This window comes from Streptomyces sp. NPDC003035, from assembly GCF_042888285.1.
GTDB lineage: Bacteria > Actinomycetota > Actinomycetes > Streptomycetales > Streptomycetaceae > Streptomyces.
On sequence record NZ_JBIAPJ010000008.1, the window covers coordinates 272,008 to 285,101 of the forward strand.

The 13,094-nt window shown below is 70.9% G+C and carries 9 protein-coding genes; 4 read left to right on the plus strand and 5 right to left on the minus strand.

Annotation, left to right across the window (positions count from 1 at the left end; genetic code table 11):
- Positions 1-29: 29 nt before the first annotated feature.
- Both ACFYV5_RS25995 and ACFYV5_RS26000 read right to left on the minus strand, forming a co-directional pair.
- On the minus strand, positions 30-746 hold the full coding sequence (locus tag ACFYV5_RS25995) for a vWA domain-containing protein (RefSeq protein WP_389172347.1): 717 nt from the start codon (positions 744-746) through the stop codon (positions 30-32).
- A 391-nt stretch (positions 747-1,137) separates the two neighbouring features.
- Positions 1,138-1,776 carry a PadR family transcriptional regulator gene (locus ACFYV5_RS26000; protein WP_389172349.1) on the minus strand — a complete coding sequence of 213 codons (639 nt, stop codon included), beginning with the start codon at positions 1,774-1,776 and terminating at the stop codon, positions 1,138-1,140.
- 79 nt (positions 1,777-1,855) lie between these two features.
- On the opposite strand from ACFYV5_RS26000, the gene ACFYV5_RS26005 reads away from it, so the two are divergent.
- The 4 genes from ACFYV5_RS26005 to ACFYV5_RS26020 are packed head-to-tail and all read left to right on the plus strand — an operon-like array spanning position 1,856 to position 5,605.
- A complete protein-coding gene (locus ACFYV5_RS26005) occupies positions 1,856-2,989 on the plus strand; it encodes an LLM class flavin-dependent oxidoreductase (RefSeq protein ID WP_389172351.1) in 1,134 nt (377 codons plus the stop codon).
- The gene (locus tag ACFYV5_RS26010; protein WP_389172353.1) at positions 2,986-3,711 is read left to right on the plus strand and encodes an SDR family NAD(P)-dependent oxidoreductase; all 726 of its coding nucleotides are present in this window, start codon (positions 2,986-2,988) and stop codon (positions 3,709-3,711) included. The genes ACFYV5_RS26005 and ACFYV5_RS26010 overlap by 4 nt, the downstream gene beginning before the upstream one ends.
- A complete protein-coding gene (locus ACFYV5_RS26015) occupies positions 3,708-4,571 on the plus strand; it encodes an alpha/beta hydrolase (protein WP_389172355.1) in 864 nt (287 codons plus the stop codon). Before ACFYV5_RS26010 ends, ACFYV5_RS26015 begins: the two co-directional genes overlap by 4 nt.
- Positions 4,568-5,605, plus strand: coding sequence for a hypothetical protein (locus ACFYV5_RS26020; protein ID WP_389172357.1), 1,038 nt, complete (start codon positions 4,568-4,570; stop codon positions 5,603-5,605). The genes ACFYV5_RS26015 and ACFYV5_RS26020 overlap by 4 nt, the downstream gene beginning before the upstream one ends.
- Before the next feature lie 315 nt (positions 5,606-5,920).
- Here the strand turns inward: ACFYV5_RS26020 and ACFYV5_RS26025 are convergent, their stop codons facing one another.
- From ACFYV5_RS26025 to ACFYV5_RS26035, 3 genes are all read right to left on the minus strand, one after another.
- Positions 5,921-7,381, minus strand: coding sequence for a glutamate synthase subunit beta (locus ACFYV5_RS26025; protein ID WP_355111155.1), 1,461 nt, complete (start codon positions 7,379-7,381; stop codon positions 5,921-5,923).
- Positions 7,374-11,933, minus strand: coding sequence for a glutamate synthase large subunit (gene gltB, locus ACFYV5_RS26030; RefSeq protein WP_389172359.1), 4,560 nt, complete (start codon positions 11,931-11,933; stop codon positions 7,374-7,376). Before gltB ends, ACFYV5_RS26025 begins: the two co-directional genes overlap by 8 nt.
- Before the next feature lie 415 nt (positions 11,934-12,348).
- Positions 12,349-13,077: a VIT1/CCC1 transporter family protein gene (locus tag ACFYV5_RS26035; protein ID WP_355111151.1), complete on the minus strand. Its 729-nt coding sequence runs from the start codon at positions 13,075-13,077 to the stop codon at positions 12,349-12,351.
- Positions 13,078-13,094 lie beyond the last annotated feature (17 nt).

Genomic DNA, 13,094 nt, shown 5'->3' on the forward strand with positions numbered 1-13,094 from the left:
GGCCGTAGGGACCGCAGCGCGCCGCCCGCTCATCGGAGGATGGCCTGCGCCCGGGCCGCGGACAGCCACGTGGGGAATTCGGCGACGATCCGGTCGTACAGCTCCGCGTCCGGGACCCGGCGCGGGTCCTTCCCGGCGTGGAAGAACCCGGCGTTGTCCACCGGCCGCTTCGACGGCACGTCCAACTCGTCGAGTTTGCGCAGGAATTCGAACTGCCGGCTGCCCGGGTCGCCGAAGCCGATGAACTGCCAGAAGATCGGCAGCTTCGCCGCCTTGCACAGGTACCGCTCGGCGGCGAGCTTGTTGATCGGTCCGCCGTCGGTCTGGAAGACCACGAGCGCGGGGGCCGTCGCCCCGCTGTCGAGGTAGTGGTCGATGACCGCGTCCATCGCCAGGTGGTAGCTGGTCTTGCCCATGTGGCCGAGCCCGGCGACGATCCGGTCGATCCGCCCCTGGTGGTCGGCGAGCGCGATGTCGGTCTCGGCGTCGATGTCGGTGGAGAAGAAGACCACCGGCACCCGGCCGTCGTCGTCCAGGTTGGCGGAGAGACCCAACACCCGGTCGGCCAGCGCCTGGACGCTGCCATCCTGGTAGTACGGCTTCATCGAGCCCGAGTAGTCGAGCACGAGATAGACGGCGACGCGCTGCCCGCTCATGCCGTGCTTCTGGAGGGACACCCCCGCCGACTTGTAGAGGCTCACCAACGCGGGCGCGGCTTCCTGGACCTTGCTCAGACTGAGGGCCATGGGCCCCTCCCCTCCCTCTACGCGTACAGGATGCCGAGGGTACGTGATCAGGCGCCGCGCGCCTGCCCCCAAAGGGAGTTGACTCCGGCGGGGGTGGTGAGTCCGGCAGGGAAGGTCCGGCACGGCGACGAAGCGGCGCGGCACCTTGAAGTTGGCGAGTCGCTCGCGGGCCCAGGCGGTCAGTTCCTCCTCGTCGAGCAGCCCGTCACGGGCGGCGACACGTTCGCCGGTACGGCCTGGCGGCCCGGCGGCCCAGCGCCGACGGCGCACCGCTGATCGAGTGCGCGCTCGACGCGGTTCTCGACGGCGGGGGCCGCGCCATCGCGCTCGGCCGGGTCACCTCACTGACGACCCTCCGGGACACCGGCCCCCTGCTCTACTTCCGCCGCACCTACGGCCGCTTGCCCTTGCCCTTGCCCTCGCCCCTGTCGGCGCGCGCCCTCTCCAGTTCCTCGATGTCCGCGAGCATGGCGTCCGCCAGATCGCGCTCGGAGGCGTAGTACCGCTCGGCCCACTTGAGGGTGAGCGTGGGGTACGCCCACGCCCCCTCGGCCTTCGAGCCCTCCACGTCGACCTCGGCGCGCAACCGCATGGACTCGGCGAACTCGCGGTGCCGGGCGAGGACGTCACGCATCTGCTCGGGTTCGAGGAGATGCCCCAGCCACAGCCGGAGCATCGGCCCGTGCTTGAGCACCGGCGGGTCGACGGGCGCCGTGCGCGCCCAGGTCCGGACGGCGGCCATGCCCGAGTCCGTGATCCGGTAGACCCGCTTGTCGCGACTGCCCGTCTCCTGCGCGACCATCCGCGAGGTGGCGAAACCGGCTGCCTCCAGGCGCTTGAGCTCGCTGTAGATCTGACTGAACGACGGGCTCCAGTAGAAGAAGCGCAGTGACCAGTCCGACCACTTCTTGAGGTCGTAGCCGGACAGCTCCTCCCCGAAGGAGAGCAGCCCGAGCACCGCCCAGCTCGTCGCCGGGAACCCCGGGATCTCGGGAACCTCTTCCTGCCCGGCCGTTCTCCTGTCCGCCACGGCTCGAAGTCTACGACTCCTCTTCCCCACCCCTCCTATGCCTGCTAGAAGTATTCCTATTCGAAACACAGGAGGACCCGTGAAGTTCTCGATGATCTTCGAGGCCCAGCTCGTCGACCCCACCCCGGAGCGCGAGCGTCAGGTCATCCACGACTGCGTCGAACAGGCCGTCCACGCCGAGAAGATGGGCTTCGACCGGATCTGGGCGGTCGAGCACCACTCCCTCACCCAGTACGCGCACATGAGCGCCTCCGAGGTCTTCCTGACCTGGGTCGCCGCCCGCACGGAGCGGATCCGCATCGGCCACGGCGTGGTCACCATGCCCTTCGGCTACCAGCACCCGGTGCGGGTGGCCGAGCGCGCCGCGATGCTCGACGTCCTCAGTGGCGGACGGGTGGACATCGGCGCCGGGCGCGGCGCGACCCGCCAGGAGATGCGGATGTACGGGGTACGCCCCGAGGACACGTATCCGCAGATGGAGGAGGCCCTGCGGATCTTCTCCCACGCCTGGCGCGAGGAGGAGTTCGAGTGGCACGGCTCGATCGACATCGGCCCCGGCGCGATCCTGCCCCGGCCGGTGCAGGGACCCCACCCGCCCCTCTTCATGGCCTGCTCGAAGCACGACACGCTCGAACTCGCCGCCGAACTCGGCGTCGGGGCCCTGGTGATGGGCTTCGCCGGCGCCGACGACGTCCGCACGATGCGCACGGTGTACGACGAGGCCATCACCGTACGCGACGGATCGCGGTTCGTCTCCTCCGAGGTCAACAACCACTTCTCGGCGCTCTGCCCGACGATCGTCCTGGACGACGCCGAGCGGGCGCTGCGCCTCGGCACCCGCGGCCAGCGCTTCTTCGCCGAGTCGATCGCGCACTGGTACGGCAACGCCCCGGCCCCGACCGGCTACGCGGAGGACGAGGAGGCCGCCGACCACGTCGCGGCGCTGGAGCGGCGCCGCGAGGAGCTGGTCGCCCGCCTCCACGAGGCGAACATCCCGGCGCGCCCGGTCGACACCGGCACGTACAACACCGACCACGCCTACGGCGACGCCGACACCGCCGTCGCCTACGTGGAGCGGCTGCGCGAGATCGGTGTGGACGAGGTGATGTGCCTGATCCAGATGGGCACGGTCCCCCAGGAGGTGTGCATGGAGACCATCCGCCAGTGGGGCGAGAAGGTCATCCCGTACTTCCGCGCCAGGGAGGCGTCGTGAACTCCCTGTCAGGCAAGGTCGTGATCGTCACGGGCGCGGCGCGTGGCCAGGGCGCGGCGGAGGCCCGGCTGCTGGGGGCGGCGGGCGCGCGGGTCGTCTGTACGGACGTACGGGAGGAGGAGGGCCGGGCGGTCGCGGACGGGCTCGGCGGCGCGGGGCTGTTCGTACGGCACGACGTGACCTCGGCGGAGGACTGGCAGGGGGTGGTCGCCGGCGCCCTCGCCTCGTACGGCCGTGTCGACGCGCTGGTGAACAACGCGGCGCTGTGGCGTACGGCCCCGGTGGAGTCGGAGACGTACGCGAACTTCGAAACCCTCCTCAGGGTCAATCTTTTGGGACCGTTCCTCGGCATCCAGGCGGTGCTGCCCGCCCTGCGGGAGGCGGGCGGCGGCTCGATCGTGAACGTGTCCTCGACCGCCGGCCTGGTCGGCATCCCGGGCCACGCGGCGTACGGCTCCAGCAAGTTCGGCCTGCGCGGGCTGACCCGCTCGTCGGCCCTGGACCTCGCGCAGCACGGCATCCGTGTCAACTCGGTGCATCCGGGGGCCGTCGACACGCCGATGACGGCGGCGGTGGCGGGCCGGAACTGGTCGCATGTGCCGCTCGGCCGGATGGGCCGGGCGGAGGAGGTCGGGGAGCTGATCGCGTTCCTGGTCTCGGACGCGTCCTCGTACGTGACGGGCGCGGAGTTCACGGTCGACGGGGGGCTGACGACAGGATGACGGATCCCCTGACACCGGCGGCGCGGGCGCTGTGCGAGGCGATGTCGGCGGGCTTCCCCGGCCCGGGTTCGCCGGCGGAGTTGCGGGCGGCGGCCCGGGCGGGGGTACGGGAGGTGCCCCCGGCCCACGAGACCTCGGCGAACGGGGTACGGGTGCGGCTGTACGGCGAGGCGGCGGGGCCGGTCGTCATCTTCGCGCACGGCGGGGGCTGGGTCCTGTGCGACCTGGACACCCACGACGGGCTCTGCCGCGAACTGGCGTCCCGTACGGGCCTGTCCATGGTCTCCGTGGACTACCGGCGCGCCCCCGAGCACCGCTTCCCGGCGGCCGAGGACGACGTGTGCACGGTCCTGGAGTGGGCGGCCGCCCGGTACGGAGGCCCGCTGTTCCTCGCGGGCGACTCCAGCGGCGGGAACCTGGCGGCGCGCGCGGCGTTGCGGGCCCGCGACGGGGGCGGCCCGGCCGTCGCGGGCCAGCTCCTCTTCTACCCGGCCCTCGACCACCGGCTGGACGCCGTGTCGGCGGAGGCGTACGCGGAGGGTTTCTTCCACACCACGGCCCATATGCGCTGGTACTGGGAGCAGTACCTGGGCCCGGACGGCGACGCGGTCGCCGCCTCCCCCGGACTCGCCGCCGATCTCACCGGCCTCCCGCCCACCCTCGTGGTCCTCGCGGACTGCGACCCCCTGCGGGACGAGGGGCTGGCGTACGCCCGCCGTCTCTCCTCGGCGGGAGTCCAGGCCCACATCCACCTGCACACCGGGGTCTTCCACGGCTTTCTGGGGGCGAGGGGGGTCCTTCCGGAAGCGGACGCGGCCCTGGCCGCCTCGGCGGTGTGGCTCACTAGCCTGTGCGAATGAGGCCGACCACCCCGTACCGTCCCCTGGACATCACCGTCCCTTTCCCCGAGCTGACGGCGTACGCCCGCACCGCGACGCTGCTCCATCCGCGTGCGGGCGCGCCGACGGCGTCCGACAGCTCGGTGGGCGGTCCGCTGCTGTGGCCGGCGGACGAGGCGTGGCCGATGTGCGCGGAGCACGGCCGGGTGCTGGGGGTGCGGCCGGAGCGCGCGCGGCAGTGCGAGCGGATCGTCGAGGCGGCCTGGGCGCGGCCCCGGCCGGACGGCTCCGACGGCGTGCCGTACACGGATGCCGAACGGGCGGAGCTCGACGAGATGTCCTGGTCCGGTCACCAGCCGGACCGCCACGACGGCTCCCCACTGCCGCTGCTCGCGCTCGCACAGCTCCACGCACGGGACGTGCCGGACCTGGCGCCCTTCGCCCCGCCGGGGACGGACCTGCTCCAGGTGTTGTGGTGCCCGTTCAGGGGTCACGAGGACGCGTCCTTCGGCGACTACGGTCCCTCGACGCGGCTGTACTGGCGACGGGCGGCGGACGTGATCGAGCCGTTGTCGGAGCAGCCGGAGCCGGCGATCGTGGAGCGGAAGGAATTTCTGCCGAACCCGTGCGTGCTCTTCCCCGAGCAGGTGGTCGAGTACCCCTACGCGGACTGTCTGCCCCGGGAGCTGGTCGAGCGGATCGACGCGTGGGAGGACGCCTTCGAGGAACGGCTCGGGGCTGCCGCGCCCTGCTATCAGTACGATCTCTCCCTCGCGCCGGGCTGGAAGATCGGCGGCTGGGACTCCTGGCACCGGACGGATCTCGTACGGGTGTACTGCGGCGCGTGCGGGACGGAGATGCGGCTGCTGCTGACGATCGACTCGTTCGGGGGCGCGCGGAGCTGGCTGCCGTACGACGAAGCGCGGGAAGTCCGGGACGACACGCGACCGCCCTCCCTCTACGGCCCGACGGGCATCAGCGCGGCGCGCGACGACTACCGGGCCTTCGCCTGCCCGACGGATCCCCGGCACCCGCACCGAATGAGCAGCCAGTAGGCCCCGCGACGGGCCACCCAGTCGCCCGGCGGCCCTCCCCCTCCCCGCCCCCGCGAGGCGAACGCACCGCGGCGCCCGCCCAGTCGTCCGGACCCTCCCCCCACGCCGCTCTCGCACCGCTCGGCCGCAGACGGCCTCCCGGGCTTCGACCGGCTGCGTCGGACTCCGTCCGTCGACCCGCCCGGCGGCCCTCCCCCTCCCCGCCCCCGCGAGGTGAACGCACCGCGGCGCCCGCCCAGTCGTCCGGTCGGGGACATTCGGGGGGCGCCGCGCTCAGTTCCGTACGTCGTTGTACGGGACGTTTTTGGGGGTCGATCAGACCGTCAGGGCACGGTCCGTCGGGCGGATCGGGGCCGGAAGGTCGCTCGCGCCCGTCAGGAAGCGGTCGACTCCGCGGGCCGCCGAGCGGCCCTCGGCGATCGCCCAGACGATCAGCGACTGACCGCGACCCGCGTCACCGGCCACGAACACACCACCGACGTTGGTGGCGAAGTCCGCGTCGCGAGCGATGTTACCCCGCTCATCGAGGTCTAGACCAAACTGCGCCACCAGGCCGTTCTCCACGTCCGTACCCGTGAAGCCCATCGCGAGCGTGACCAGCTGCGCCGGGATCTTCCGCTCCGTGCCCGGCTTCTGCGTCAGCTTGCCCTCGACGAACTCGACCTCGACCAGGTGCAGGAACTGGACGTTGCCGTCCTCGTCGCCCTCGAAGTGGGTGGTGGAGACGGAGTAGACCCGCTCGCCGCCCTCCTCGTGCGCCGAGGTGACCTTGTACAGCATCGGGAAGGTCGGCCACGGCTGGCCGGCCGTCCGCTCCTCGCCCGGACGCGGCATGATCTCCAGCTGCGTGACCGAGGCCGCGCCCTGGCGGTGGGCCGTGCCCACGCAGTCCGCGCCGGTGTCGCCGCCGCCGATGACGACCACGTGCTTGCCCTCGGCCGTGATCGGCGGGGTCACGAAGTCGCCCTCGACGACCTTGTTGGCCAGCGGCAGGTACTCCATCGCCTGGTGGATGCCGGACAGCTCCCGGCCCGGGACCGGCAGGTCACGCGCGGTGGTCGCACCGGCGGCGATGACGACGGCGTCGTACCGCTTGCGCAGGTCGGTCGCCGTGATGTCGCGGCCGATCTCGACGCCCGTGCGGAACTTGGTGCCCTCCGCCCGCATCTGCTCGATGCGGCGGTTGATGTGCCGCTTCTCCATCTTGAACTCGGGGATGCCGTAGCGCAGCAGCCCGCCGATGCGGTCGGCGCGCTCGAACACAGCGACCGTGTGGCCGGCCCGGGTCAGCTGCTGCGCGGCGGCGAGACCCGCCGGGCCGGAGCCGATGACGGCGACGGTCTTGCCGGACAGGCGCTCGGGCGCCTGCGGCTTGACGTCGTTGCGGTCCCACGCCTGGTCGATGATGGAGACTTCGACGTTCTTGATCGTGACGGCCGGCTGGTTGATGCCGAGCACGCACGCCGCCTCGCACGGAGCCGGGCACAGGCGGCCGGTGAACTCCGGGAAGTTGTTGGTCGCGTGCAGCCGCTCCGACGCCTGGGTCCAGTCCTCACGGTAGGCGTAGTCGTTCCACTCGGGGATGAGGTTCCCCAGCGGGCAGCCGTTGTGGCAGAACGGGATGCCGCAGTCCATGCAGCGGCCGGCCTGCTTGCTGATGATCGGCAGCAGGGAGCCGGGAACGTAGACCTCGTTGAAGTCCTTGACTCGCTCGCCCACCGGACGGGTCTTGGCGACCTCGCGCCCGGTGGTCAGGAAGCCCTTGGGGTCAGCCATTGGTCGCCGCCTCCATCATCTTCTCGGTGGTCTCGGCCTCGGAGAGACCGGCGAGCTCAGCGGCGTCCTTGGCGGCGAGCACTGCCTTGTACGTGGTCGGGATGATCTTGCTGAAACGGTCCACGTTCACGGACCAGTCGGCCAGCAGCTTCTCGGCGACGGTCGAACCCGTCTCCTCCTGGTGGCGGCGCACGACATCGTGCAGCCACTGCTTGTCGGAGTCGGTCAGCGTCTCGACGGCGGACAGGTTGCCGGAGTTGACGTTGTCCCGGTCGAGGTCGATGACGTAGGCGACACCGCCCGACATGCCGGCCGCGAAGTTGCGGCCCGTCTCGCCGAGGACGACGGCCCGGCCACCGGTCATGTACTCGCAGCCGTGGTCGCCCACGCCCTCCGAGACAACCAGCGCGCCGGAGTTGCGGACGCAGAAGCGCTCACCGGTGCGGCCCCGCAGGAACAGCTCGCCGCCGGTCGCGCCGTACGCGATCGTGTTGCCCGCGATGGTCGAGTACTCCGCCAGGTGGTCCGCGCCGCGGTCCGGGCGGACGATCACACGGCCGCCGGAGAGGCCCTTGCCGACGTAGTCGTTGGCGTCGCCCTCCAGGCGGAGCGTGACACCGGCCGGCAGGAAGGCGCCGAACGACTGGCCGGCGGAGCCGGTGAAGGTGATGTCGATGGTGTCTTCCGGCAGACCCGCGCCGCCGAACCGCTTCGTCACCTCGTGGCCGAGCATGGTGCCGACCGTGCGGTTGATGTTGCGGATCGCGACCTGGGCCCGGACCGGCTGCGCCTCCTCGGCGGACGCCGCGTTCAGCGCCTCGGCGGCGAGCTGGATCAGCTCGTTGTCGAGGGCCTTCTCCAGACCGTGGTCCTGCTCGATGAGGGCGTGGCGGACCGCGCCCTCGGGCAGCTCGGGCACGTGGAAGAGCGGGGCCAGGTCCAGGCCCTGCGCCTTCCAGTGCGTGACCGCGCGGCTGGTGTCGAGCAGCTCGGCGTGGCCGACGGCCTCTTCGAGGGTGCGGAAGCCCAGCTCGGCGAGGAGCTCGCGGACCTCCTCGGCGATGAACTCGAAGAAGTTGACGACGTACTCGGCCTTGCCGGAGAAGCGGTCGCGCAGGACCGGGTTCTGGGTGGCGATGCCGACCGGGCAGGTGTCCAGGTGGCAGACACGCATCATGACGCAGCCGGAGACGACGAGCGGCGCGGTCGCGAAACCGAACTCCTCGGCGCCGAGCAGCGCGGCGATGACGACGTCACGGCCGGTCTTGAGCTGACCGTCGGTCTGGACGACGATCCGGTCGCGCAGGCCGTTGAGCAGCAGGGTCTGCTGGGTCTCGGCGAGGCCGAGCTCCCAGGGGCCGCCCGCGTGCTTCAGCGACGTGAGCGGCGAGGCGCCCGTACCACCGTCGTGGCCCGAGATCAGGACGACATCGGCGTGCGCCTTGGACACACCCGCCGCGACCGTACCGACACCGACCTCCGACACCAGCTTCACGTGGATACGCGCGGCCGGGTTGGCGTTCTTGAGGTCGTGGATCAGCTGAGCCAGGTCCTCGATGGAGTAGATGTCGTGGTGCGGCGGCGGGGAGATCAGGCCGACACCCGGGGTGGAGTGCCGGGTCTTGGCGACCCACGGGTAGACCTTGTGGCCGGGCAGCTGACCGCCCTCACCGGGCTTGGCGCCCTGGGCCATCTTGATCTGGATGTCGTCCGCGTTGACCAGGTACTCGGACGTCACACCGAAGCGGCCGGAGGCGACCTGCTTGATGGAGGAGCGGCGCGCCGGGTCGTACAGACGGTCCGGGTCCTCGCCGCCCTCACCGGTGTTGGACTTGCCGCCCAGCTGGTTCATGGCGATGGCGAGGGTCTCGTGCGCCTCGCGGGAGATCGAGCCGTACGACATGGCACCGGTCGAGAACCGCTTGACGATCTCGGAGACCGGCTCGACCTCGTCGATCGGGATCGAGGGACGGTCCGAGGTGAAGCCGAACAGGCCGCGGAGCGTCATCAGGCGCTCGGACTGCTCGTTCACCCGGTCCGTGTACTTCTTGAAGATGTCGTACCGCTTGTTGCGCGTGGCGTGCTGCAGACGGAAGACGGTCTCCGGGTCGAACAGGTGCGGCTCGCCCTCGCGGCGCCACTGGTACTCGCCGCCGATGTCGAGCGCGCGGTGCGCGGAGGGGACGCCGGAGGCGGGGTACGCCTTGGAGTGGCGGGCCGCGACCTCCTTGGCGATCACGTCGAGACCGGCGCCGCCGATCTTGGTGGCCGTGCCGTTGAAGTACTTCTCGACGAAGGCGGTCTCGAGGCCGACGGCCTCGAAGACCTGGGCGCCGCGGTAGGAGGCGACGGTCGAGATGCCCATCTTGGACATGACCTTGAGGACGCCCTTGCCGAGGGCGTAGATCAGGTTCCGGATGGCCTGCTCGGGCTCCATGCCCTCGATGAAGGTGCCGGCGCGGACCAGGTCCTCGACCGACTCCATGGCGAGGTACGGGTTGACTGCGGCGGCGCCGTAGCCGATGAGGAGCGCGACGTGGTGGACCTCGCGGACGTCGCCGGCCTCGACCAGCAGGCCCACCTGGGTGCGCTGCTTGGTACGGATGAGGTGGTGGTGGACGGCCGCGGTGAGCAGCAGAGACGGGATCGGCGCGTGCTCGGCGTCGGAGTGCCGGTCGGAGAGGACGATCAGGCGGGCGCCGCCCTCGATCGCCGCGTCGGCCTCGGTGCAGATCTCCTCGATGCGGGCGGCGAGCGCGTCGCCGCCGCCGGAGACCCGGTACAGGCCGGAGAGGGTCGCGGCCTTCATGCCGGGCATGTCGCCGTCGGCGTTGATGTGGATGAGCTTGGCCAGCTCGTCGTTGTCGATCACCGGGAAGGGCAGGGTGACCGAGCGGCAGGAGGCCGAGGTCGGTTCAAGCAGGTTGCCCTGCGGGCCCAGCGAGGAGCGCAGGCTCGTCACGAGCTCTTCGCGGATGGCGTCGAGCGGCGGGTTGGTGACCTGCGCGAAGAGCTGGGTGAAGTAGTCGAAGAGCAGCCGGGGGCGCTCGGACAGGGCCGCGATCGGTGAGTCCGTGCCCATGGAGCCGATCGGCTCGGTGCCCAGGCGGGCCATCGGCGCCAGGATGACGCGCAGCTCTTCCTCGGTGTAGCCGAAGGTCTGCTGGCGGCGGGTGACCGAGGCGTGGGTGTGGACGATGTGCTCGCGCTCGGGGAGGTCCTCGAGCTCGATCTCGCCGGTCTCCAGCCACTCGGCGTACGGCTTCTCGGCGGCGAGGCCGGCCTTGATCTCGTCGTCCTCGATGATGCGGTGCTCGGCCGTGTCGACGAGGAACATCTTGCCGGGCTGCAGGCGGCCCTTGCGGACGACCTTGGCGGGGTCGATGTCGAGGACGCCGACCTCGGAGGAGAGGACGACGAGACCCTCGTCGGTGACCCAGTAGCGGCCGGGGCGCAGACCGTTGCGGTCGAGGACCGCGCCGACCTGGACGCCGTCGGTGAAGGTGACGCAGGCCGGGCCGTCCCAGGGCTCCATCATCGTGGCGTGGTACTGGTAGAAGGCGCGCCGGGCCGGGTCCATGGAGTCGTGGTTCTCCCACGCCTCGGGGACCATCATCAGGACCGAGTGCGGCAGCGAGCGCCCGCCGAGGTGGAGCAGCTCCAGGACCTCGTCGAAGGAGGCGGAGTCGGAGGCGTCCGGGGTGCAGATCGGGAAGATCCGCTCCAGCTTCTCCGCGCCGAACAGGTCGCTGGCCAGCTGCGACTCGCGGGCCACCATCCAGTTGCGGTTGCCCTTGACCGTGTTGATCTCGCCGTTGTGCGCGACGAAGCGGTACGGGTGTGCCAGCGGCCAGCTCGGGAAGGTGTTGGTGGAGAACCGGGAGTGGACCAGGGCCACGGCGGTGGCGCAGCGGCGGTCCGACAGATCCGGGAAGAAGGGCTCCAGCTGGCCGGTGGTCAGCATGCCCTTGTAGACGATGGTGCGGGCGGAGAGCGACGGGAAGTACGTCCCGGCCTCGCGCTCGGCGCGCTTGCGCAGCAGGAACGCCTTGCGGTCAAGGGCGATGCCCTCGCTGCTGCCGTCGGCGACGAAGAGCTGGCGGAAGACCGGCATGGTGGAGCGGGCGGAGGCGCCGAGCAGCTCGGGGGCGACGGGGACCTCGCGCCAGCCGAGGACGTTCAGACCCTCCTCGGACGCGATCGTCTCGATCTGCGAGACGGCCTGTGCGGAGCCGTCGGCAGGGAGGAAGGCGATACCGACGGCGTACGCGCCGGCGGCGGGGAGCTCGAAGTCGGTGACCTCGCGCAGGAAGGCGTCCGGGACCTGGAGCAGGATGCCCGCGCCGTCTCCGGAGTCGGGCTCGGAGCCGGTGGCGCCGCGGTGTTCGAGATTGCGCAGTACGGTCAGCGCCTGCTCGACCAGTGCGTGACTGGCTACACCGGTGAGGGTGGCCACGAACCCGACACCACAGGCGTCGTGTTCGTTACGGGGGTCGTACATCCCCTGCGGAGCGGGGCGACCGTCCATGGGCGACCAGGCGTCGGAACGCATCGGCTCTCCCGTCGTCGTCGTGGCATATGCAGCAGCCGAGGGACGACGTTGGCCCTCCGCGAAATTTCGTGCAGGTTACATGATGGCTGGCTTCTCGCAGGACGGATAGCTCATTCCAGCATGCGGACACCGCTGACACGGAGCGGTGGTGTTGGTTCACGTGCGGACAGGTCGATCGTGTGGGGTTCGAGCGGATTCGACGACCCGTCGTGGAGCGAGCCTCATTGCCCGCAGCGCTTACGCCTCATGCCCGGTGGTCAAGGACTCGAAACCGCCGAGTAACGGCTAGGTATGTTGCGCTGTGCATAGTGTCTCACCGGACCGGCCGATCCGCCCAGGGGATATACGTCACAGCAAGCATGCACGGAGAAGGCCCCCGTCGCAGGACGGAGGCCTTCTGGAGCGGGTACGAGGGTCAGAGCGCGGCCCCGAAGAGCATGCCGAGCCCGTACGTGACGGCGGCCGCCGCCCCACCCAGGAGGAGCTGGCGCAGTCCGCTGAACCACCAGCTGCGGGCGGTCACCCGGGCCACCAGCGCACCGCAGGCGAAGAGCCCGACGAGCGCGAGCAGCACCGCCGGCCACAGCGCGGTCGCACCGAGCAGGTACGGCAGGACGGGAAGCAGCGCGCCGAGCGCGAAGGAGCCGAACGACGACACCGCGGCGACCGTCGGCGACGGGAGGTCGTCGGGGTCGATACCCAGCTCCTCGCGCGCGTGGATCTCCAGCGCCTGCTCCGGGTCCCGGGAGAGCTGCATGGCGACTTCACGGGCGAGCGCGGGCTCGACGCCCCGGGAGACGTACAGCGCGGCGAGCTCCTCCATCTCGTCGATGGGGTGCTTGCGCAACTGGCGGCGCTCGACCTCCAGTTCCGCCTGGACGAGCTCGCGCTGCGAGGCGACCGAGGTGTACTCGCCGGCCGCCATGGAGAAGGCGCCCGCCGCGAGTCCGGCGAGGCCGGTGATGACGATGGTCTGCTGCGAGACCGCGCCGCCCGCGACACCGGTCATCAGGGCGAGGTTGGAGACCAGTCCGTCCATCGCGCCGAAGACCGCGGGACGCAGCCAGCCGCCGTTCACGTCGCGGTGGGTGTGGTTGTCGCGGTGGGCCTCGTGCAGTGGCGCCTGTACTTCGATGATGGACATGGTTCTCCCCTGTTTCT